The sequence below is a fragment of the Agilicoccus flavus genome (genome assembly GCF_014857905.1).
Classification (GTDB): domain Bacteria; phylum Actinomycetota; class Actinomycetes; order Actinomycetales; family Dermatophilaceae; genus Agilicoccus; species Agilicoccus flavus.
This window is the reverse complement of the sequence record NZ_JACYXE010000013.1, coordinates 56,215-75,167: the sequence shown is the minus strand read 5'-3', so window position 1 is coordinate 75,167 and position 18,953 is coordinate 56,215. Positions and strand designations below refer to the sequence as shown.

The window sequence follows — 18,953 nt, the reverse complement described above, 5'->3', positions numbered from 1 at the left end:
CGACGACCGGCACGCCGCCGTGGACCTGACCTGGCAGGCCTACCAGCGCCTCATCGGCGCCTACCGCAACCCCGACCGCGCCCGCGGCGCGGCCACCCTGACCAGCCTCATCAAGACCCTAGCCACCGGCGTCCCCGCCGGTCTTGCGGAGCTCGCCAGACTCGGACGCACCTTGGCCAAGCGCGCCGACGACGTCCTGGCCTACTTCACCCGGCCCCGCACCTCGAACGGTCCGACCGAAGCGATCAACGGCCGTCTCGAGCACTTGCGCGGGACCGCCCTCGGGTTCCGCAACCTCACCAACTACATCGCCCGCAGCCTCCTCGAGACCGGCGGCTTCAGACCCCAACTACACCCTCAATTGGGATGAGCCCGTAGTCTGTTGCCGTGAGCGACGTGGCGACCGAAGCGGGGCTTCGGGCATGAGGGTTCGTCGGCTTTGGATCGAGAACCTCAGAGGGATACGGCAGCTGGACTGGGTGCTGCCGATTGAGCAGCGGCTCATCGCCCTCGTCGGCCCTGGGGACAGCGGCAAGTCGACCATCCTCGACGCCATCCACTACCTGCTCGGCGACCGCTGGAGCATTCCGTTCGCCGACACCGACTTCTTCGGGGTGAACGTCGACGATCCGATTGTGATCAAGGCGCTCCTCATCGACATCCCGGCATCGTTGCGGAAGGACACTGCCTTCGGGCTCTGGCTGAGCGGCGTCGATCAGGATGGGGAACCACAGCAGGATCCCGAGGATGAGTTCGAGCCCGCGCTGATCGTCCAGCTCACGGTAGATGCCAGCCTTGAGCCACGCTGGTCAGTCGTCCGCCTGGACGGCACTGAGCAGTTCCTCACCTCGTCGCAACGACGTGCCTTCTCAACCTTCAAGGTGGATGACCGGACGGACGCGCAGCTCCGTTGGAGCCGCAACTCGCCGCTCGGCCGCATGTCTTCGGAAGATGGTGGCGAGCGTGATGCGCTTGCGGCGGCGTCGCGCGCCGCGCGGGAGGCGCTCGTCGATCATGAGAACTCATCGCTTGCAGACCTCGCAGCCAGGGTCCAAGACCGCACTAATCAGATCGGCGGCGGCAGTTTTACCGATATCAAGCCGGGCCTCGACACCTCGCGGTCGGCTATGGGCGCGGCGCTCGCCCTGTATGAGGACGTCATCCCGCTCACCAGCTTTGGGCTAGGTAGCCGTCGCTTGACAAGCCTCGCAGTCCAGCAGCTCGCTGCCGGGGCTCGATCCGTCGCGGTGGTTGACGAGCTCGAATCCGGGCTGGAGCCGCATCGTGCCGTGCGCCTCCTGAACTATTTACTGTCCGACGACGGCTACTCGCAGGTGCTCGTCACCACCCACTCGCCGGTCATCGTCGAGCAGGCCCAAATCGAGAATCTGGCGACCGTGCAAAGCCAGGCTGGCATCGTCACGGTGACCTCGCTAGGTGACGCCAGCGAACCAATGCTCCGAGTCCGCCGCTCGCGGCCGTCGTCCTTGCTGGCACGCCGGGTTGTTGTCGCCGAGGGCAAGACCGAGCACGGCCTGCTGATCGAATGCATCGAGGCGTGGGACGCCAACCGTGCCTCGATGGGACTATCGACCTCAGCTGGCGAGGGGTTGGCCATTCAGGACGGTATGGGCGGTTCCGAGGTGGCCCCACGGGTCCAAGCGCTCGCGGACCTCGGGTTTGTGGTCGCTGGCTTCCTCGACAACGACGACCGGAGCATCGACGCGGCCGTTGGCGCAGCCGAGGCTGCAGGCGCCCCGATGATCCGGTGGGATCACGGCTGCAAGACCGAGACGCAGATTTGCTCGCAGCTCAGCGCCAAGGGCCTGACCGCCTTCATCAAGCTTGGTGTTCACCAGCGGAGTAGCGAAGACACCGTTCTCCAGGATCTCAACGCGGTCGATCCATCGAAGCCCGTCCCGTCGTTGGACGTAGAGGACTGGCTCATCTTGAACTTCACGCTCGAAGAGGCGAGGGACCGGATCGCTGCGGGTTCCGTGAACCGCAAGTGGTTCAAGGAGGTCGAGGGCGGCCGAGTCTTGGGCCGTTGGATCGTCAAGAACTACGAAAGCGCACAGCTCTCGGCAACCGTCGCGCACCTCGAAGAGGTCAGAGCGCTTGTGTACCCCGATGATGCAGAGTCGCCAGTTGAGGCGGGCGACGAACCAGATGATGCATGAGCCGCTCCGCGTCGCCGCAGAAGAGCTGATCGCTGCGGCGCCATGCTCACTCGAGATGCCCGCAGGTACGGGGAAGACCCACCTTCTGGCCGCAGCGGCGGCCGTCGCCGCTTCGGACGGCAAGCGTTCACTTGTCCTCACCCATACGAACGCAGGCGTCGACGCGATCCGTAAGCGCCTCCGGGCATTCGGAGTTCCAGAGTCGCAGTTCCGCGTCGACACGATCACGAGCTGGGCCTTCTCGCTGGTGCGCTCATACTCGTCGATTGCCGGTATGTCCGTGCCCGAGGTGCCGGACTGGACTCAGTCGGACGACTACCTGAAGGCGGCCACGACCGTTGCGGGATCTCGCGCGATCGTGGATGTGATGGCCGTCAGTTTCGATTACTTGTTCATCGACGAGTACCAGGACTGCACCCTTGTCCTGCACGAGTTCGTCATGGCGCTCGCGGCGGCGATTCCCAAGTCCGTAATCCTTGGGGACCGCCTGCAAGCGATCTTCACCTTCGTCGGTCCCATGGCGACGTGGGATGGTCACGTGCTGCCGGACTTCCCGGAGCATGTTCTCGCAGTCGAGCCGCACCGGTGGACTAATCACAACCGAGATCTGGGCCAGTGGCTTCTCGACATTCGCCCTGAGCTCGTCGACGGACGAGTCTTCGATTTCGCGGCGCATTCCGTGCCAGGACTGAGCTACGTTTCCGGCACCGGCCCGGATGTTCTCGCGGCCGTCGCGCACTCATTCCGGGATTTCGACGAATCTGTCGTCCTGCTGGACAAGTGGCCGACTGACGTCGCAACCCACGCCAGTCGCCTTGGTGGGAGCTTCTCCGTGATGGAGGACATCAGCGGGAACTTCATGCGGGCCCAACTGCAAGGCTTGCCCGCCGAGGGCGATAGCCAACTCGCCTGGTGGTTTGCGAACTTCGCCAAGGCGTGTGTCGTGGGTCTGTCGGGGATCGACGCGCCGGTCCTGAAACGGCTCGCGGACAGTCAGGGCGTTGCGCATTACACGAGGGCCGGCATTGAGCCCATCCTCGTAGCGCTCGACAAGCTTCGCGACTCGCCGACTTACGCGCAGTTGGCGCAGACCGCCACGGACGTACGGGGCGTCAAGGGCCTCCGCATATATCGCTGGGAGGCGTGGAATGACACCCTCGAGGCGATCGCCCTGACCGCCGAGAACGGCGATGCTGTGGGGGGCAACTTGGCGCGCGTGCGAGACCGTCTTCGCCGCACCGGTCGACGCAATGACAACCGCATCGCCTCGCGGACCTTGTTGGTCAAGGGGCTTGAGTACGACCACGTCATCATCGCTGACGTCAGCAAGATGCAGGACCCGTGTAACCTGTATGTCGCCCTATCCCGAGCGCGCAAAAGCGTGACGGTGTTCGGGAGTTCTTCACTGGTTCAGCTCCGGTCGGGCGCCTGAACGGGTGGCGCGTTCAGGCGCCCATCGGCACTAGGTCGCGGGCGTACGAACGAATCTCGTTCGGGCTGAGATCGAGGTCCATCGCGGCCGCCTTGAAACTGATTCGTGCGGTGCTCCCGTAGAGCACCTTTCGAAGGAGCTGAGAAGTTTCGGGGGCCACGCCGCCAGGCTCTTCCCGTCGGAACCCTCGCTCGGACAGCGTGATGCAGGTTGACCGGTACTGCCAGTCGCTCAGCAGGTGAAGTTCCTTGAGGCGGTGGGTCATGGCCATCGCTGAGACCTTCCAGTAACTGCGTGCCGTGAGGATCCGCTCCACGCTGGCGCCCGACAGCAGTTGCTGGCGAACCGCGCTGGTCGGCATCAGGAAGTTCGCGGCGAACTCGTTGGCCTGGGCCTCGCGTTCCTTCGACGAAGCGGTCTCCATCTCCGTGTCACTGTGAAGGACTAGATGGCCGAGCTCGTGGGCGAGATCGAACCGCTGCCGTTCAGCGGACTTGCTCGTGTTGAGGAAGACGTAAGGGGCGGCATCCCGGTAGAAGCAGAACGCGTCGATGTCCCCGTACTCGTGATTGAGGGATGCGACTCTCGCGCCCTTGGACTCGAGCAAGTGCAGCATGTTGGAGATCGGTCGATCGCCGAGCGCCCACTGGTTCCGCACCAGGTCGGCCGCGCGCGCCGGCCCGAGCTTGTCCAACGTCGGGATCGCCGGGGTGGGCAGCTTGAAGTGTTGCTCAAGCATCTCGAAGAATTCCAACGCCAAGGCGGCGTTGGCAAGCACCGCGTCTCGTCGCGTCGCGGAGGTCTTGCTGAGCTTTCGGAAGCTGGCTGCCTCGAGCGGGACGGCTTCGATGGCATCGCGTTCAAAAAAGGACCGACGCACCAACAGGGTCTCGGACAAACGGGCGAGGTTGTCGTCGCTTGGTGTGCGCTCTTCGTTCTCGTACTCCGTCAGGGTACGAAGCGAGATGCCGCTGAGGTCGGCCAGCTTCGTCCGGGTCAGTCCAAGACGAGCCCGAGCCAGCCGCAATCGTGATGGGGTGAACATGGCCAATGTCAGCGCGGCTCGACGGCAACGTCGAACTCATCGTCGCCAGGCTCGTCAAACACCGAGAGATCACCCTCGAGGTCCAAGAAGGGAACCGGGATGCGGTCGGCCCATTCGACGACGCTGCCCCCGTTTGTCATGGCGGCGGGACGCGAGAACTCGAGAAGGAGGCCGGGCTTGCCTACGGCGATGCGCTCGAAGAGCAAAAAATAGAAGGGCGCCTTCTCTGCTGTGCGTGCCAGTTCGGCGAGTTGGTCGTCCTCGGTCTCGAAGAGGGTTGGGACACTGAGACCGGCACCAAGACTGTTGCGTGTCGCGGTGCCCTTCCTCCGGGTACGCGGAGCACGCAAGTTTGCTCGGCCCACGTTGATGGCGGAGGAGACCGCGAACGAGAGGGCACCCTCAGGGTGGACCAGCCTCGGCTGCCTGTCGATTGACAGCGAGCGCCACCCGTCGGGTGCTAGCAGCTGTGCCAATGCCTCCATGCCGTCGTGGTAGATATCCGTGCCCGGCGAGGTCTCAAGAGCGAGAGCGCTACGGTTGGCGGCGCGAGTAGCGCCGGCGCGCAGGCCGTCGTGCATGATGGCGTTGGAGAGTCCGAAGGCCGCGAGACGCTGTTCGTGCTCAGGCTCGAACCCTGGAGCGGTAGTCAAGGTCATTCCGGCCTCCGGATCGCTTGGGTAACTGCGCGAAAGCCTACCGCATTCGTGGTGCAAAAACACGCAGTAGGGTGGGATGGGCGCATCTGGCGTCCAGGAGGGCGACCTGTGCCTGGGGGGAGGTCGAGGCTGTGCCCAGCGACCCTCAAGCCTCGCGGTCTCCGCAGGTCAGGGACTTTCGGGAACTACCCACCGATCGTCCCACGACGACGAAGAGCCCCGATCCTCATCCAGGATCGGGGCTCTCTGCATGTTCCGGCGGGGCACGTTCGGGCAGGACTCGTTCAGGCGGCTTGTCCCGGCCGGTCCGCGGCGCGCACGGTCTCGAGGATCGCGGCGGCCACGGCGTCGGGGTCGGTGTACTGCACCTGGGGGTCGCTGTCGATGGTGACCATCCGCATCGTCGGGCGGCTCTGGACGAGGTCGCTCATCGCCTCCCCGCCGGAGCCGTGCCGGCCCCGGGTGAGGACGACGATGCCCACCGGCATCTCGAGGTCGGCGAGCAGCTCGCGGCCCGGGTGGGCCGTGGGGGTGCCCGGGTCGTGGGTGAGCGCGCGCAGCGTGTCGGTCGTGGGGCGGAAGATCCAGGAGCCGTCGGCGTCGCTCCTGATGCCGCGGCGCATGAGGACTCGCGTCGCCTCGGCCTCGGCCGCGGCGCCCAGGAGGTCGGTGCTGCTGCGCCGGGCGTACTCCTCGACGAACGCGTCCGCCGACGCGGCGTCGGGGCCGGTGTGCCCGAGGCCGAAGCGATCCGCGATGAGGGCGCGCACCTCGTCGGTGCCGACCATCGCGACGGTCTCGCGCACCGCGGCCTGCGGCTCGACGGTGGGGCTGTCGAGGAGGACCAGCGCGCCGATCTTCTCGGGGTGGGTCGCGGCGACGGCGGCCGTGAACCCGCCCGAGACGTCGTGACCGACGAGGACCGGACGGTCGAGGCCGAGCGCGTCGATGACGGCGACGATGTCGTCGGGGATCTGGTCGATGTCGGTGGCCTCGGCGCTGCTCCGGCCGTGCCCGCGCAGGTCGAAGGACACGACGCGCGCGTCCTGGGTCAACCGGGCGGCGACGCCGTCCCAGACCGGCAAGGAGTGCGCCATCGAGTGGACGAGCAGGACGTCGGGCCCGCTGCCCCCGTGATCGACCACGACCAGCTCCCCGCCCGGTACCGCGACCCGCGATTCTCCGGTCCCCATGTTCCCCACCCCTCACGTGTCATCCGCTACGGATTCCATGATGGACCCGCGACCGCCCGTGGAGCACGACATTTCGCCACGAGCCGCGGCGCACGCGCCACGTCGGGAGCGGGTCGAGGCGGGCCAGGACGGCCGACCCCACCATGGCGCCCACTCCGAGCGCGAGCGCGACCAGCGCCATCCCGCGGTAGGTGACGATGTACCCCTCGTCGTGCCAGACGAGCGCGTTGAGCAGGTCGAGGGCGAGCGTGAACGCCCCAGCTGCCGCGAGCGTCGCCTCGTACAGGCCGAGCCGGCGGCGGGTGACGCCGCGCAGCGCCGGGCCGCCCGCGGACGGAGACTCCGCCGACGTGGAGGCCGTGGACGAACTCATGGGGTCCCCCTCGGGCGCAGGTGTCATGCCATGATCAGCCTCCCGGGCCGCCGGGTGGGCCCGCGCCACGCCCCCGGCGTCAGGCGCGTGCACGCGAGTCACGTTGAGCCGCACCTACTCTGACGATGATGGCCGATCGCAGCTCCGACCCGCCGACCCCCGCGCCGGGGCGGTCCCGCATCGCGTGGATCGACATGGCCCGAGGGGTCTCGGTCGTGGCCATCGTCACCCTGCACGCCTCGCTGTGGTTCCGCGCGCCGCTCATCGGCGAGGACGACTCGTGGGCCTCGGCGGCGTGGGACCTCGCCGACGACCGCCTCGGTACGGTGCGCCTCCCGCTGCTGCTGTTGTTGTCGGGCTGGCTCGCGTCGGGTCGCCTGCTCCGGCCGGAGGGCGGCCCCAAGACGCGGATCGCCGTGGCGACGAACGCGTGGCTGTACGCCGTCTGGCTCACCGTCTACCTGCTCGTCGCGCTCGTCGTGACGCCCTACGAGATCGTCGACCCGCCCGCGCACGCCGGTGAAGTGGTGGCGCGTTACCTGGTCCCGCTCATCACGCCGCTGTGGTTCGTCTGGGCGCTCGCGGTGTACAACGCCGTGTTCCGGGCCGCGCGCCGCGTTCCGCCGTCCGCCGTGCTCGGCGCGCTGTTCCTCACGGGGTGGTTCCTCGACCTCACCCACGGGAACGCCGCGGAGCCGATGTGGATGCGGGCGATCCGGCTCGCGATCTACTTCGCGGCGGGCGTCTTCGCCCGCGACACCCTCCGGCACGTCGTCGAGCGCCGCCACGCCGGCCCCGTCGCGTTCGGGATCGCCCTCGCGGCCGCCGTGGTCGATCGCGTCACCCCCGCGGTGCTGCACCACCCGCTGACCGTGCTCGCGTCGGTGGCGGTCGCGATCGCCGTGCTCGCGGCCCTGCGCGCCCTCGCCGGCCGGGACGGGGTGCGGGTACCCCTGCAGTGGATCGGCCGCCGCACCGTGGGCGTCTACGTTCTGCACCCGCCGCTCGTGGTCCTCCTCACCGCCGCGTGCCTGCCGGCGCGGGAGGAGCTGGCCCCGGTCTTCGGAACGCCCGCGGGGCGGGCGCTGCTCCCGCTGGTCGTCACGGCGATCGTCGTCGCGTCGGCGCTGGCGCTCCAGTCCCTGCTGCACCGCTGCGGACTCGCGCGGGTGGCACTCGACCTGCCCGGCCCCTGGCGGGCGCGGCTCGCGGGTGACCACCGGCGGCCCGGCGCCCCTGCGCGCAGACCCAGTCCCGCGGACCCTGCCCACGACGCGTAGGCGCCCACCTACGCTCGAACGGTGAGAGAACCGCGCCTGCTGCTGGGACCGATGCTGCGCTACGTCGACGCGCACGCCGCCACGGTGTGGGTCGAGACCGACCGCCCGTGCGTCGTCACCGTCGACGCCGACGGCCACGTCGCCCGCGAACGCACCTGGTCGGTGCACGGTCACCACTACGCGTTGTTGCAGCTCCGGGACCTGCCGGGCGCCGCGGTACTGCCGTACACGGTCCACCTCGACGACGCGCAGGCGTGGCCGGAGCCGGAGTCGCCGTTCCCGCCGAGCGTCATCCGCACGCTCGACGACCGGTCGACCCTGCGCCTGTCCTTCGGGTCGTGCCGACGGTCCGCGCCGTTCGACGCGGCGGGCCTGAAGGAGCACGGAGCGGATGCGCTCGCCGCCCTTGCCGAACGGATGCGCACCGAGCCGCACGAGCGTTGGCCCGACGCGCTCTTCCTCGGCGGGGACCAGATCTACGCCGACGAGCCCTCGCCGGCGCTCGTCGCCCGGCTGAAGCAGGCGCACGAGCCCGTCCCCGCGGAGCGGGCCGAGATCGCGGAGGAGGTGTGGAACTTCGAGGAGTACACGTGGCTCTACCACGAGGCGTGGTCGCCGGACCCGGTCCGCTGGCTTCTCTCGACCGTGCCGACCTGCATGCTCCTCGACGATCACGACCTGCGCGACGACTGGAACACCTCGCACGCCTGGCGCACCGAGATGGCGGCCAAGCCGTGGTGGCGCGACCGGGTCGTCGGCGCCTTCGGCTCGTACTGGGTCTACCAGCACCTCGGCAACCTCTCGCCGCAGGCGCTGGAACACGACGCGATGTTCGCCGCCGTGCGGGCCACCGGTGACGACGGCGCCCGGACCGCCGAGCTCGACGAGTTCGCCTGGCGGGCCGACGCCGAGCAGAACACGGCGCGCTGGAGCTTCGTACGCGACTTCTTCGACGGCGACGGGCTCGTGCGGTTCGTCGCGATGGACTGCCGCGCCTCGCGCCGCCTCGACGGGACGACGCGGTCGATGATCGACGACGTCGAGTGGGCGTGGATCGTCGAGCAGGCCACCAAGGTGCCCGTCGCCCACCTCGTCCTCGGATCGACGCTGCCGGTGATGATCCCGCGCGGCATCCACCACCTCGAGGGGTGGAACGAGGTGGTGGCGTCCGGCCGGTTCTCCCCCGCGATGGCCAAACTGGGTGAGCGGTTGCGCCGGTTCGTCGACCTCGAGCACTGGTCGGCATTTCGCGAGTCGTTCGAACGGCTCGTCGGCCTCTTCGCCGACGTGGCGTCCTCGCCCCGGCCCCCGAGCAGCGTGCTCGTCCTCTCCGGTGACGTGCACTGCTCGTACACGGCCGACGCGCGGGTCGTCGGCCTCGAGCACCCGGAGACCGCCATCCGCCAATTGACGATGTCGCCGTTCCGCAACTACCTCCCCGTCCCGGTCAAGCTCGTGAACAAGTTCTTCGAGAAGGCACCGTTGCGGGTCGGGCTGCGCTGGTTCTCTCGCGCGTTCGCGGTGCCCGACACCGGTCTCGACTGGGCTCTCGACTCCGGCCCGTGGTTCCAGAACGGGCTCATGACCGTCGTGTTCGACGGCCGGGAGGCCCGCCTCGAGGTCGACCGGGCCCTGCACGCGAACGGCCGGCAGTACCTCGAGCGCGCCGGCGAGCAGGTGCTGACCACGGCGCGGTGAGGCGCGTCCGGGGCGGTCGATCGACGCGTCTGAGCCGATCTGTCCCGGCCGCTAGAGAGTGGTATACGACTATCGCGATCACGTTTCCGGCCGGTGTGCCGTGGGCTCCACGATTCCCCGGACCCTGTCGGTGAGCGGTGTCACACTGGCCGCGCACGACCCACCACCCCGGTGGGCGGCGCGTCGTGAGGAGCGTTCCATGTCGATGCAGTTCAACCCGTACGTGAGCTTCCCGGGCACCGCCGCCGAGGCGATGGCCTACTACGCCGGCATCCTCGGTGGCACGCCGCAGGTCATGTCGTTCCGCGACACCGGTATGGAGGTCGACGGCGTCATGCACGCCGCCCTCGAGACGCCGGCCGGCTTCCACCTCTTCGCCGCGGATCACGTCGACGGGATGGGGATGGGCGACTTCACGCCGGGCAACAACGTGCAGCTCAGCCTGTCGGGAGACGAGGAGCCGGCGCTGCGCGGCTACTTCGAGGCCCTCGCCGCCGACGGCTCGGTCATCGTCCCCCTCGAGAAGCAGATGTGGGGGGACGTCTACGGCCAGGTCGTCGACCGCTACGGACTCACGTGGCACGTCAACATCGGGGTCGCCGGCGAGTAGGCCCGCCGGAGAGCACCGACGCCGCGGGTCAGCGGCAGGCGGGCAGACGCTCGAAGCGGTAGCCCTGCGCCGAGAGTCGGGCGAGGGTCGTGGCCAGGGCGGCCACCGTCTGGCGGCGCGGCCCGCCGCCGTCGTGCATGAGGACGACGCTGCCGGTCCGGGCACCGCCCACGGCCCGCCGGCCGATCGTCGACGCGCCGGGCCGGCGCCAGTCGTTCGTGTCCACGGTCCACAGCTGCACGCTCTTGCCCTCGCTGCGGGCCACGGCCCGGACGGTGCCGTTGACGAACCCGCCGGGCGGACGCAGGCACGTCGTCCGGCCGAGGACGGCATCGGTACGGCGCAGCTCCGAGCGGATCTTCGACGCGGGCAGGCGCGAGAGCCACGGGTGGCTGAACGTGTGGTTGCCGATCGCGTGGCCCGCGGAGCGGACCCGCGCGACGAGCGCCGGGTTGGCCCGGGCGGCGGAGCCGATCATGAAGAAGGTGGCCTTGGCGCGGTAGCGGCGCAGCAGGTCGAGGACCTGGGGCGTGTAGACGCGGTTGGGGCCGTCGTCGAACGTCAGGTAGACGACCCGCGAGGCGCGGCGTCCGGTCGGCGCCGCCGCCGGCGCGGCGGCCCGCGCCGCGAGGGACGTGGAGACGGCGGCGGGACGGTTCGACGCCGCGGCGCTCGCGGGCATCGCGGCGTCGGCCGGGACGGCGGCCGCCCCGACGACGAGGACGGCGGTCGCGGCGCCGAGGACGGCGGCGCCACGGGCGCGGGTCGAGCGGGTGCGGGTCGATGTCGCGGCGCCAGTCGTGGTCGTCGTGGTCGGCGTGGTCGTGTTCATGGTGGTCCCCCCCGGGTCCTGCGGCTCGAGCACGTCGAGCGGGTCGTGCGCGGCCCGATCGGGCCGACGACCTCAGGCTGGGCGACCGCTCTCCCACGACGCTCCCGCGCGCCTCACGTCCGCCTCACAGTCCGCCCGGCGGTGCGGATCCCGTGGCGGCGGGGCCCACCCCGGGGGGTGTGGCTCAGAACTGGTCGAGGAACGACAACACGCCGACCGCGAAGATGGCGATGGCCGACACGACGAGCAGCGCCGCGAATCCCGGCCCGTCCTTGACCCGGGGGTCGGTCTCGGCGCGCGAGAGGTACAGGGTGCTGACGGCGACGCCCATGAGGAAGAGGGCGTTGAGCACGCCGGCGAGGATGACGAGTACGAGCGGCGAGTTGACGGCCACGGCGAGCAGCCCCCACGTGACGGGCAGCACGATCATGATCACGCGCATCCACCGGTCGCGCGCGGCCCGGTCGGCCCAGTCGAAGGCACCGAAGACCGACAGGGTGTTGGCGACTTGTCTTCCGAGGCTGGGCACGTTCGCGATGATCGTCTTGAAGAGTGCGACCCCGGCGCCGACGAGGAAGACGACCGCCCCCCACTCCCCGACCGCCGTGTCGAAGATGCTCGAGATGACCGACATGACCTCGGTGCCCTTCGGCCGCAGCTCGGGCTGCGGGTGCAGGACGGCGGCGCCGAGGAGGTAGAAGGCGGCCGTCGAGATCGTGTAGACGACCCACGAGACCCACGCGTCCATCTTCATGACGCGGATCCAGCCGCGGGCCCGGCGCACCCAGTCGGCCGAGCCGTCGTTCGGGCCGGTCCACGCCGCGTAGCCCTTCTCGACGCACCAGTACGTGTAGGCGGTGATCTCGCCGGCGCCGACGCCGGTCATGCCGAACATCGACAGCGCCACACCCATCGCCCCCGCCGCGACCTGGAACCGCAGCCCGTCGCCGAGGTCGCCCAGCGTCCACGCGAAGTCGGTGAACTGCACGAGCACCACGGTGACGACGGCGAAGCCGGTGACGAGGACGACGAGCACGGTCGAGATGTTCTCGACGAGCTCGTAGCGGTTGGCGACGTGGATGCCGATCGCGACGAGCACGAGCACCGCCACCCAGGATCCGATCGACACCGCCGAGAACGGGTCGCCGCCGATGGGCAGGAGCATCGAGAACGCGAGTGCGCTCCCGCCGATCACGCCGGCCTGACCGACGAGGAACTGCAGGAACATGAAGAGCACGAGCCACGCCATCCACCCGCGGCGACCGACGCGCGGCGGGACGCGGTCGTAGCCGGTGATCGCCGGCTCACCGGTCGAGATCGACCACCGCGCCAGCTCGATCTGCACCCAGACCTTGACGAACGTCGAGACGAAGACGAGCCAGAAGAGCATGAACCCGACCTGCGCGCCCAACGTGGTCGCGGTGAGCAGTTCGCCGGAGCCGACGACCGCGGCGCTCGTGATCATGCCGGGCCCGAGGAACTTCAGGCCCGAGCGCAGGGTCCGGGGCGGCTCCCGCACGTCGGCGGGGTCGAGGACGTAGGGGTCCTGGGTGCGCGCGAGGGTCGTCTCGGCGGGGTCCGTCCGGCTCATCGTGGTCTCCATCGACGCGGGGGCGGGCGACGCGCGGCCGCGTCGGCACCGGCGGGGCCCACGAGGTGGGCTCGTCCGATCGTCCGGTCTACCACAGGCGCCGCGAGGCGTCGGCCGGCGCGATCGGGCGGTGGCACACTGAAACGCATGCCCACCTCGAGCGAGACCGACCCCGGCGACGGGGGCGAGCCGTCCGGCGCCGCGGCGCTTCTCGCCCGGGTCAAGGACTCGCGCCCGGTGCGGGCGTTCCAGCGGTACTCCGCGGCGCGGGGTGGGTTGCTCGCGGGCGGCATCGCCTACACGGCGCTGTTCTCCATCGTCGCCGCGCTGACGATCGCGTGGACGGTGTTCATGGCGACGCTCGGGGGCAACGAGACCCTGAGGGAGCAGGTGGTCGAGGCGGTGAACTCGGTCCTGCCGGGCATCCTGCAGGACTCCTCGGGTCAGGGCATGGTGGATCCCGACTCGCTCGTCCTCGACACGGCGTTGAACCCGGCCTCGATCGTCGCGGCGTTCGTGCTGCTCTGGAGCGCGACGGGCCTCATGACGAGCATCCGCTCCACCGTGCAGGCGATGTTCGGGATCGTCGCGCCCACCGAGAACGTCGCGCTGGCCAAGCTGCGGGACCTGCTCGGCTTCGTCGCGATGGCGGTCGGGATCGTCGCGTCGGCGTTGCTCGGCACCGCGGCGAGCTCGATGGGCGCGGTCGTCATGGACGCGCTCGGGCTCGGTGACAACGCCGTCGTCGGGTTCCTGTTGCGCGCCGCCGGCCTCCTCGTCGCCGCGGCGCTGTCGATGCTGACCTTCGCGTTCCTCTTCCGCGTGACCGCCGCCGTGCGTCCCCTCGCCCGCGACCTGTGGCTCGGCTCGGCCGTGGGCGGCGTCGCGGTGCAGGTCGTGCTGTTCGCGGGGACCGCGCTCGTGTCGTCCGTCGCCGACAACCCGTTGCTCGCGGCGTCGGCCTCCCTCGCGACCCTCCTGCTGTTCGTCAACCTGCTCTCGCGGGTGCTGCTCGTCGTCGCCGCCTTCACGGCCGACCCGCCCGCGCCGCAGCGACCGGAGTCGCCGCAGGAGGTCCACTTCCGCGAGACCCCGAACTTCGTGACCCGGTCGGCCCCCCACACCCTCGGGTGGGAGTACCAGGACGTCACCGGCGAGGTCGGTGTGGACGAACGGCTACGCCCCGGTTTTCGGCGCCCGCGACCGGGCGACCTCAACCCGATCCCCACGGACGTCCGGCCCGACGGGTTGCCCATCGACGACGACGAGATCGGGCCGGTCGCGCGGATGCGCCTGGCCCGCAAGGCGCGACGGTACGAGCGGGCCGCCGTGGAGACTCGCGCCCGGCTCGGCCAAAGGCCCCGGATCGACGCCGCGGAGACGGCATTCTGGAAGCGTCGCGGGGTCCGGGGGCGCCTCCGCCGACGCTGAGGCCGCCTCCGGTGATCGGTCCCGCAGGCTTTGCGGCCTGCCAGACGTCCGACCACTGTGGGTGTGGACGACCGACCCGCGACAGCGGGTCTCAGGTTCGGCGCGCTCGTGTCGAACAACACTGTGAACCGAAGGAGTTGACCTCATGACCGATCAACCGGGGAGCTCGCCCTCCCCGCCCGTGGCGCGCCCGGACACGCCCGCCGAAGCGCGCGACGACCGGCTCGTGACGTTCTTCCAGCCGTTCTACAACCTGTTGACCGGCCGGATGCAGGGCCTCGAGGCCCTCGCGCGTCGGCGGAGTGAGACCGACGGGTCGACCGAGTCACCGGCCGGCTTCTTCGCGGAGGCGCAGGCGTCCGGGCGGATGCGCGACATCGACCTGCGCATCCTCGACGACGCGCTCGCCCACGTCGCCCGCTGGTCGACGCAGCCCGAACACGCCGGGCTCATCCTGTCCGTCAACCTCTCGGGCGACCTCGTCGGTCACCCGAGCTTCGTCACCGACATGACGGCGGCGCTGCGCCGGCACGGCCTGCCGGAGGACCAGCTGCTCGTCGACATCACGACGGAGACGTTCCGCCGGGTCACCTCGGGCGATGCCGAGGCGCTGACCCGCCTGCGTCGGCTCCAGCAGCGGGGCGTCTCGTTCTGCCTGGACGGCTTCACCGCCGCCGACCTCGACATCCTGCCGGCCGCCCTCGACGTGCCGGTCGACATCATCAAGCTGCTCCCGCGCCAGCTGGCCGCCGGTGCCGACCAGCTCGCCGGGCTCGCGAAGGCTGTCCAGCAGGAGGGGTTGCCGGTCGTCGCCGCGGGCGTCGAGACGTCCGCGCAGCTCGCGCTCGTGCGCGAACTCGGCTTCGAGTGGGTCCAGGGATACCTGCTCGGCGAGCCCGTCGAGGGGGACAGAGCGCTCGACTACCCGGCCGAACTGGACCGGTGAGTCCGGCGACGCCGGCGGCGGCCACGACGGCCGAGGTCGGACCCCCCACCTGGGGTCGACCCTCCCGCCGGCGCGTCGTCCTCGCGACAGGTGGCTTCGCGGCCGTCGTCGTGGCGTACGCCTGGTTCGTCGCCGATCCCGTGTCCGCCGGCGCCTACGCCTTCCTCGTCGTGTCCGTCGCGAACGTCGTCGCGATCATGGCGGGACCGGTCGTGCACCGCGCGCGCCCCCGGCACGTGTGGAACGCGCAGAAGGCCGCGTGCGCCGTCCTGCCGCTCTCGTTCTTCTCGGGTCTGATCCCGGTGCGGATCGGCCCGTTGTCGATCCTCGACATCCTGTGCTTCTGTGCGTACCTGCTCCTCGCGCTGTGGTTGTCCCTCCTGTGGCGCCAGGTCGGCGGCGGCTCCGGGGCGGCCACGTTCCTCGACACGGCGGCACTGACCGTGGGCATGGCCCTCGCGCTGTGGATCCTCGTCCTCGGGCCGCTGGTCGGCGGCAGCCAGCTGCCCGCCGCCCTCGTGGGGGTGCTCTACCCGACGATCGACGTCCTGTTCCTCGTGCTGTGCGTCCACCTCGGGTTGCGCCTCGGGTTCTTCTCGCCCTCACTGATCTGGCTCATCGGTGGCCTGGGCTGCTTCTTCGCGCTCGACGTCTACACCGCGCTGTCGCACACGATGTCGGTGACCGTACAGAGCCCGGCCGTCATGGCCGGGTACCTCTTCGGGCTCTACGGCCTCGCCATGTCGTCCACGCATCCCTCGGTCGTCACGTCGACGCGCCGCGCCGCGGGTCGGCACCGGCGCGACGGGCGGCGCACCGTGCTCATCCTCGTGAGCATCACCCCGGCCGTCCTCGCCACCGCGATCCCCATCAGCGGGCCCGCCGACAGCATGGTGCGGACGGGGCTCGTCCTGCTCATCCTCGTCCTGCTCTTCGTGCGCCTGTCGAAGGCGATGACGGCTCTCGCCCGGGCCGAGGCCGCGAGCCACGAGCGGGCGACCCACGATCAGCTCACCGGGCTGCTCAACCGCGCCGCCCTCTTCGAGGCGCTGACGACCCGGCTCGGGGTGGACCGTGACCGCGACCGCGCGACCGCGCTGCTCTTCCTCGACTGCGACGACTTCAAGCACGTCAACGACACGTGGGGCCACCGCGCGGGTGACACCCTGCTCGTCGAGATCGCGACCCGGCTCCCCGGGGTGCTCGGACCCGCCGACGTCCTCGCCCGGCACGGGGGCGACGAGTTCGTCATCGTCAGCTCGGTGGGGCATCCCGACGAGGCCGAGGCGCTCGCCCAGCGGATCCGGAGGGCGTTCGACGAGCCCGTCCGACTGCTCGACGGGCGCGTCCACACCGTCACCCCGTCCATCGGCGTCGCCGTGGCCGGACCCGACGACGACGCGAGCGCGGAGGAGCTCATCGGGCGCGCCGACGTCGCCATGTACGAGGCGAAGGACCGCGGCCGGGCCCGGTACGTCGTCTTCGACGAGGAACTGGCGCGGCGCACGCGGCTGCGGGCGGCGATCGGATCCCGCCTGCGCGAGGCGATCGGCGAGGGGCGGGTCGGGCTGAAGCTGCAGCCGATCATGTCGGGGCCCGGCTACGGGACCCTCGTCGGCTGGGAGGCGCTCGCGCGGTGGGACGACCCGGTGCTCGGCGAGGTACCGCCCGAGCACTTCGTCCCCGTCGCCGAGCAGCTCGGCCTCATCTGTGATCTCGGTGAGGTCGTGCTCCGGGCCGCCTGCCGCGACCTGGCGAACCTGCGGCGGGAACTCGCCCGCGACGAGCTCGTCATGTCGATCAACGTGTCCCCCGCGCAGCTGCTGCAGCCCGACTTCGGGGGCGAGGTCCGCCGCGCCCTCGACGCGGCGGGGCTCCCGCCCGATTCGATCTGGCTGGAGGTGACCGAGACGCTGCTCGTCGACGAGGGCCCGGCCACGCGCGAGACCCTGGACGGGCTGCGGGCCGCCGGCGTGCGGATCGTCATCGACGACTTCGGCACCGGGTACGCCTCCCTCGCCACGCTGCTCCGGCTGCCCGTCGACTGCGTGAAGATCGACCGCTCCCTGGTCGCCCGGCTCGGCAGCGACGACGACGCGTTCCGGCAGCTCGGGGCCGTCCTGGACCTCGTGCGCAGCCTGGGGATCGAGGCGATCGTGGCCGAGGGCGTCGGGGATCCCGCCCAGGTGGACGCCCTCGTCGCCCTGGGATGCCCCATGGCGCAGGGGTGGCTCTTCGGCCGACCCTGCTCGGTGCGGGACGTGCCCGCCGCGGTCGGTGCCGCCACCGAGGTGGCCTCGTAGGCCGCTCGTCGCAGCTCCGAGCTCCACGTCGAGGCGGCGGGGCGCGGCCGGCGATGACACCATCGGGTGGTGCGAGTCCTCGTGGTCGACGCGGCGAACGTCGTCGGATCCGTGCCCGACGGCTGGTGGCGGGACCGCGCCGGGGCCGCCGGGCGGCTGGCCGACCGGCTCGCCGCGGCCCTGGCCGCAGGTCGTCTGCCCTTCGACGAGGTCGTGGTCGTCGTCGAGGGGCGGGCCCGGCCGGGGGTGCCGTCGGGCCGGGTCGGGTCCCTCGAGAGCGTCCACGCGCCCGCGTCGGGGGACGACGAGATCGTCGTCCGCTGCCGTGCGCACGCCGCCACCGGCGCCGCCGTGACTCTGGCCTCGGCGGACCGGGGTTTGCTGGCCCGCGTCGCCCCGCTGGGGGTCGAGACCCTCGGCCCCCGGACCCTGCGGGACCGGCTCGACTGATCAGCCCCGGGTGCCTCTCGGAGCGGGGGCGGGATCAGCCTTGGAAGGCGGCGCGGGCCTCGTCGGCGGCGCGCGAGATCCCCTTGCGTTCGGACAGGAACGAGCCGAGTGCGCCCACCGCCGGCAGGTTGCCGATCGCGCGGACGAGAAGGCCGCCCTTGCGGCGCCGGTCGAGGTCGGAGTGCAGGCGGCGGATGCGGTCGGCGACCCGCCACACGAGCGCCGCGCTGCGGCCGACGCGAGCGAGCGGACCCCGCTTGTCCTCGTCGGCGTCGCCGGGCACGGTGTCCTCGGGCTGCGCCTCGGGGTCGCCGAGGGCGCGGGTGACCGCCTCCGGGTCGAGGTCGCGGCCGAGGACGATCTTGCCCGCGACGGCGACGCGGCGGCCGAGGTCGGAGACCCCCATCTCGCGGGCGACGGCGTGCACGATGAGCACCTGCGCCGCCGAGGCGACGACGTCGTCGAGCGAGCTGAGCTTGCCGATCCGCCCGCCCAGACCCGGCACCGCGGCGAGGGCGGCGGCGGCCGTGCCGAAACGCCCGACCCACCAGTCGATCCGCTCGTCGGCCGGCGCCTGCGACCAGTTCGCGTGCGCCGGGTGGATCCGGCCGGCGACGACCCGACCGGCCCCGCGGGCGACCGTGCGCAGGCCACCGAGGACGAGGCCGAGCGGGCCGCGCCGTGTGCGCTCGGCCGCGTTCCGGGCCTCGTCGTCGGAGCGGGCCGCCGCGCCGGCGACCTGCTGTGCCCCCGGCTCGTCGTCGTCTACGAGGAGGTCACGCACGCGGTCGAACTCGCGGCCCGCGAACGCGAGGATGCGAACGGCGTCGCGGTCCTTCTCGCGGATGGTCGCGTCGGTCATGGGGTCCTCCTGGGTCGGGTCGATGCTGGACCATCCTGCCAAGCCGAGGGTCCGGCGGCACCCTCGCC

The 18,953-nt window shown here is 70.8% G+C and carries 17 protein-coding genes; 10 read left to right on the top strand and 7 right to left on the bottom strand.

The features are described from left to right. From ICW24_RS16985 to ICW24_RS16975, 3 genes are all read left to right on the top strand, one after another. The coding region (locus tag ICW24_RS16985) for a transposase (RefSeq protein WP_226346916.1) at nucleotides 1-370 on the top strand (370 nt) is incomplete at its 5' end. Between the two features lie 109 nt (nucleotides 371-479). Then, nucleotides 480-2,180, top strand: a complete 1,701-nt coding sequence (locus ICW24_RS16980) for an ATP-dependent nuclease (RefSeq protein ID WP_372360932.1) — start codon at nucleotides 480-482, stop codon at nucleotides 2,178-2,180. Continuing rightward, a complete protein-coding gene (locus ICW24_RS16975; protein ID WP_226346914.1) occupies nucleotides 2,173-3,612 on the top strand; it encodes a UvrD-helicase domain-containing protein in 1,440 nt (479 codons plus the stop codon). Before ICW24_RS16980 ends, ICW24_RS16975 begins: the two co-directional genes overlap by 8 nt. Nucleotides 3,613-3,625: 13 nt before the next feature. Here the strand turns inward: ICW24_RS16975 and ICW24_RS16970 are convergent, their stop codons facing one another. The 4 genes from ICW24_RS16970 to ICW24_RS16955 all read right to left on the bottom strand — a co-directional run bounded on the left by ICW24_RS16970 (nucleotide 3,626) and on the right by ICW24_RS16955 (nucleotide 6,882). Then, nucleotides 3,626-4,657, bottom strand: a complete 1,032-nt coding sequence (locus tag ICW24_RS16970) for an XRE family transcriptional regulator (protein WP_226346913.1) — start codon at nucleotides 4,655-4,657, stop codon at nucleotides 3,626-3,628. Nucleotides 4,658-4,665: 8 nt separating this feature from the next. Next, nucleotides 4,666-5,316: a hypothetical protein gene (locus ICW24_RS16965; RefSeq protein WP_226346912.1), complete on the bottom strand. Its 651-nt coding sequence runs from the start codon at nucleotides 5,314-5,316 to the stop codon at nucleotides 4,666-4,668. A 284-nt stretch (nucleotides 5,317-5,600) separates the two neighbouring features. Beyond that, nucleotides 5,601-6,461, bottom strand: a complete 861-nt coding sequence (locus ICW24_RS16960) for an alpha/beta fold hydrolase (protein WP_226346911.1) — start codon at nucleotides 6,459-6,461, stop codon at nucleotides 5,601-5,603. 67 nt (nucleotides 6,462-6,528) lie between these two features. After that, entirely contained in the window at nucleotides 6,529-6,882 is a 354-nt protein-coding gene (locus ICW24_RS16955) for a hypothetical protein (RefSeq protein WP_226346910.1), read from the bottom strand. A 128-nt stretch (nucleotides 6,883-7,010) separates the two neighbouring features. Here ICW24_RS16955 and ICW24_RS16950 point away from each other — a divergent pair, with 128 nt between their 5' ends. The 3 genes from ICW24_RS16950 to ICW24_RS16940 all read left to right on the top strand — a co-directional run bounded on the left by ICW24_RS16950 (nucleotide 7,011) and on the right by ICW24_RS16940 (nucleotide 10,470). Then, nucleotides 7,011-8,162 carry an acyltransferase family protein gene (locus ICW24_RS16950; RefSeq protein WP_226346909.1) on the top strand — a complete coding sequence of 384 codons (1,152 nt, stop codon included), beginning with the start codon at nucleotides 7,011-7,013 and terminating at the stop codon, nucleotides 8,160-8,162. 21 nt (nucleotides 8,163-8,183) lie between these two features. Then, a complete protein-coding gene (locus ICW24_RS16945) occupies nucleotides 8,184-9,860 on the top strand; it encodes a DUF7800 domain-containing protein (protein WP_226346908.1) in 1,677 nt (558 codons plus the stop codon). A 199-nt stretch (nucleotides 9,861-10,059) separates the two neighbouring features. Continuing rightward, nucleotides 10,060-10,470, top strand: coding sequence for a VOC family protein (locus tag ICW24_RS16940; RefSeq protein WP_226346907.1), 411 nt, complete (start codon nucleotides 10,060-10,062; stop codon nucleotides 10,468-10,470). A gap of 28 nt (nucleotides 10,471-10,498) precedes the next feature. On the opposite strand, the gene ICW24_RS16935 is transcribed toward ICW24_RS16940, so the two are convergent. Together ICW24_RS16935 and ICW24_RS16930 are read right to left on the bottom strand one after the other, a co-directional pair. Beyond that, nucleotides 10,499-11,302, bottom strand: a complete 804-nt coding sequence (locus tag ICW24_RS16935; RefSeq protein ID WP_226346906.1) for a polysaccharide deacetylase family protein — start codon at nucleotides 11,300-11,302, stop codon at nucleotides 10,499-10,501. Nucleotides 11,303-11,486: 184 nt separating this feature from the next. Next, entirely contained in the window at nucleotides 11,487-12,893 is a 1,407-nt protein-coding gene (locus tag ICW24_RS16930; protein WP_226346905.1) for an Nramp family divalent metal transporter, read from the bottom strand. Between the two features lie 147 nt (nucleotides 12,894-13,040). Here ICW24_RS16930 and ICW24_RS16925 point away from each other — a divergent pair, with 147 nt between their 5' ends. From ICW24_RS16925 to ICW24_RS16910, 4 genes are all read left to right on the top strand, one after another. Further along, the gene (locus tag ICW24_RS16925) at nucleotides 13,041-14,324 is read left to right on the top strand and encodes a YihY/virulence factor BrkB family protein (protein ID WP_226346904.1); all 1,284 of its coding nucleotides are present in this window, start codon (nucleotides 13,041-13,043) and stop codon (nucleotides 14,322-14,324) included. A 145-nt stretch (nucleotides 14,325-14,469) separates the two neighbouring features. Beyond that, complete coding sequence (locus ICW24_RS16920) at nucleotides 14,470-15,270, top strand: EAL domain-containing protein (RefSeq protein ID WP_226346903.1); 801 nt, start codon at nucleotides 14,470-14,472, stop codon at nucleotides 15,268-15,270. Further along, nucleotides 15,267-17,573, top strand: coding sequence for a putative bifunctional diguanylate cyclase/phosphodiesterase (locus ICW24_RS19800; RefSeq protein WP_226346902.1), 2,307 nt, complete (start codon nucleotides 15,267-15,269; stop codon nucleotides 17,571-17,573). The genes ICW24_RS16920 and ICW24_RS19800 overlap by 4 nt, the downstream gene beginning before the upstream one ends. Before the next feature lie 69 nt (nucleotides 17,574-17,642). Continuing rightward, on the top strand, nucleotides 17,643-18,023 hold the full coding sequence (locus tag ICW24_RS16910) for a hypothetical protein (protein WP_226346901.1): 381 nt from the start codon (nucleotides 17,643-17,645) through the stop codon (nucleotides 18,021-18,023). 34 nt (nucleotides 18,024-18,057) lie between these two features. Here the strand turns inward: ICW24_RS16910 and ICW24_RS16905 are convergent, their stop codons facing one another. Beyond that, nucleotides 18,058-18,885, bottom strand: a complete 828-nt coding sequence (locus ICW24_RS16905) for a hypothetical protein (RefSeq protein ID WP_226346900.1) — start codon at nucleotides 18,883-18,885, stop codon at nucleotides 18,058-18,060. Between the last annotated feature and the right edge of the window lie 68 nt (nucleotides 18,886-18,953).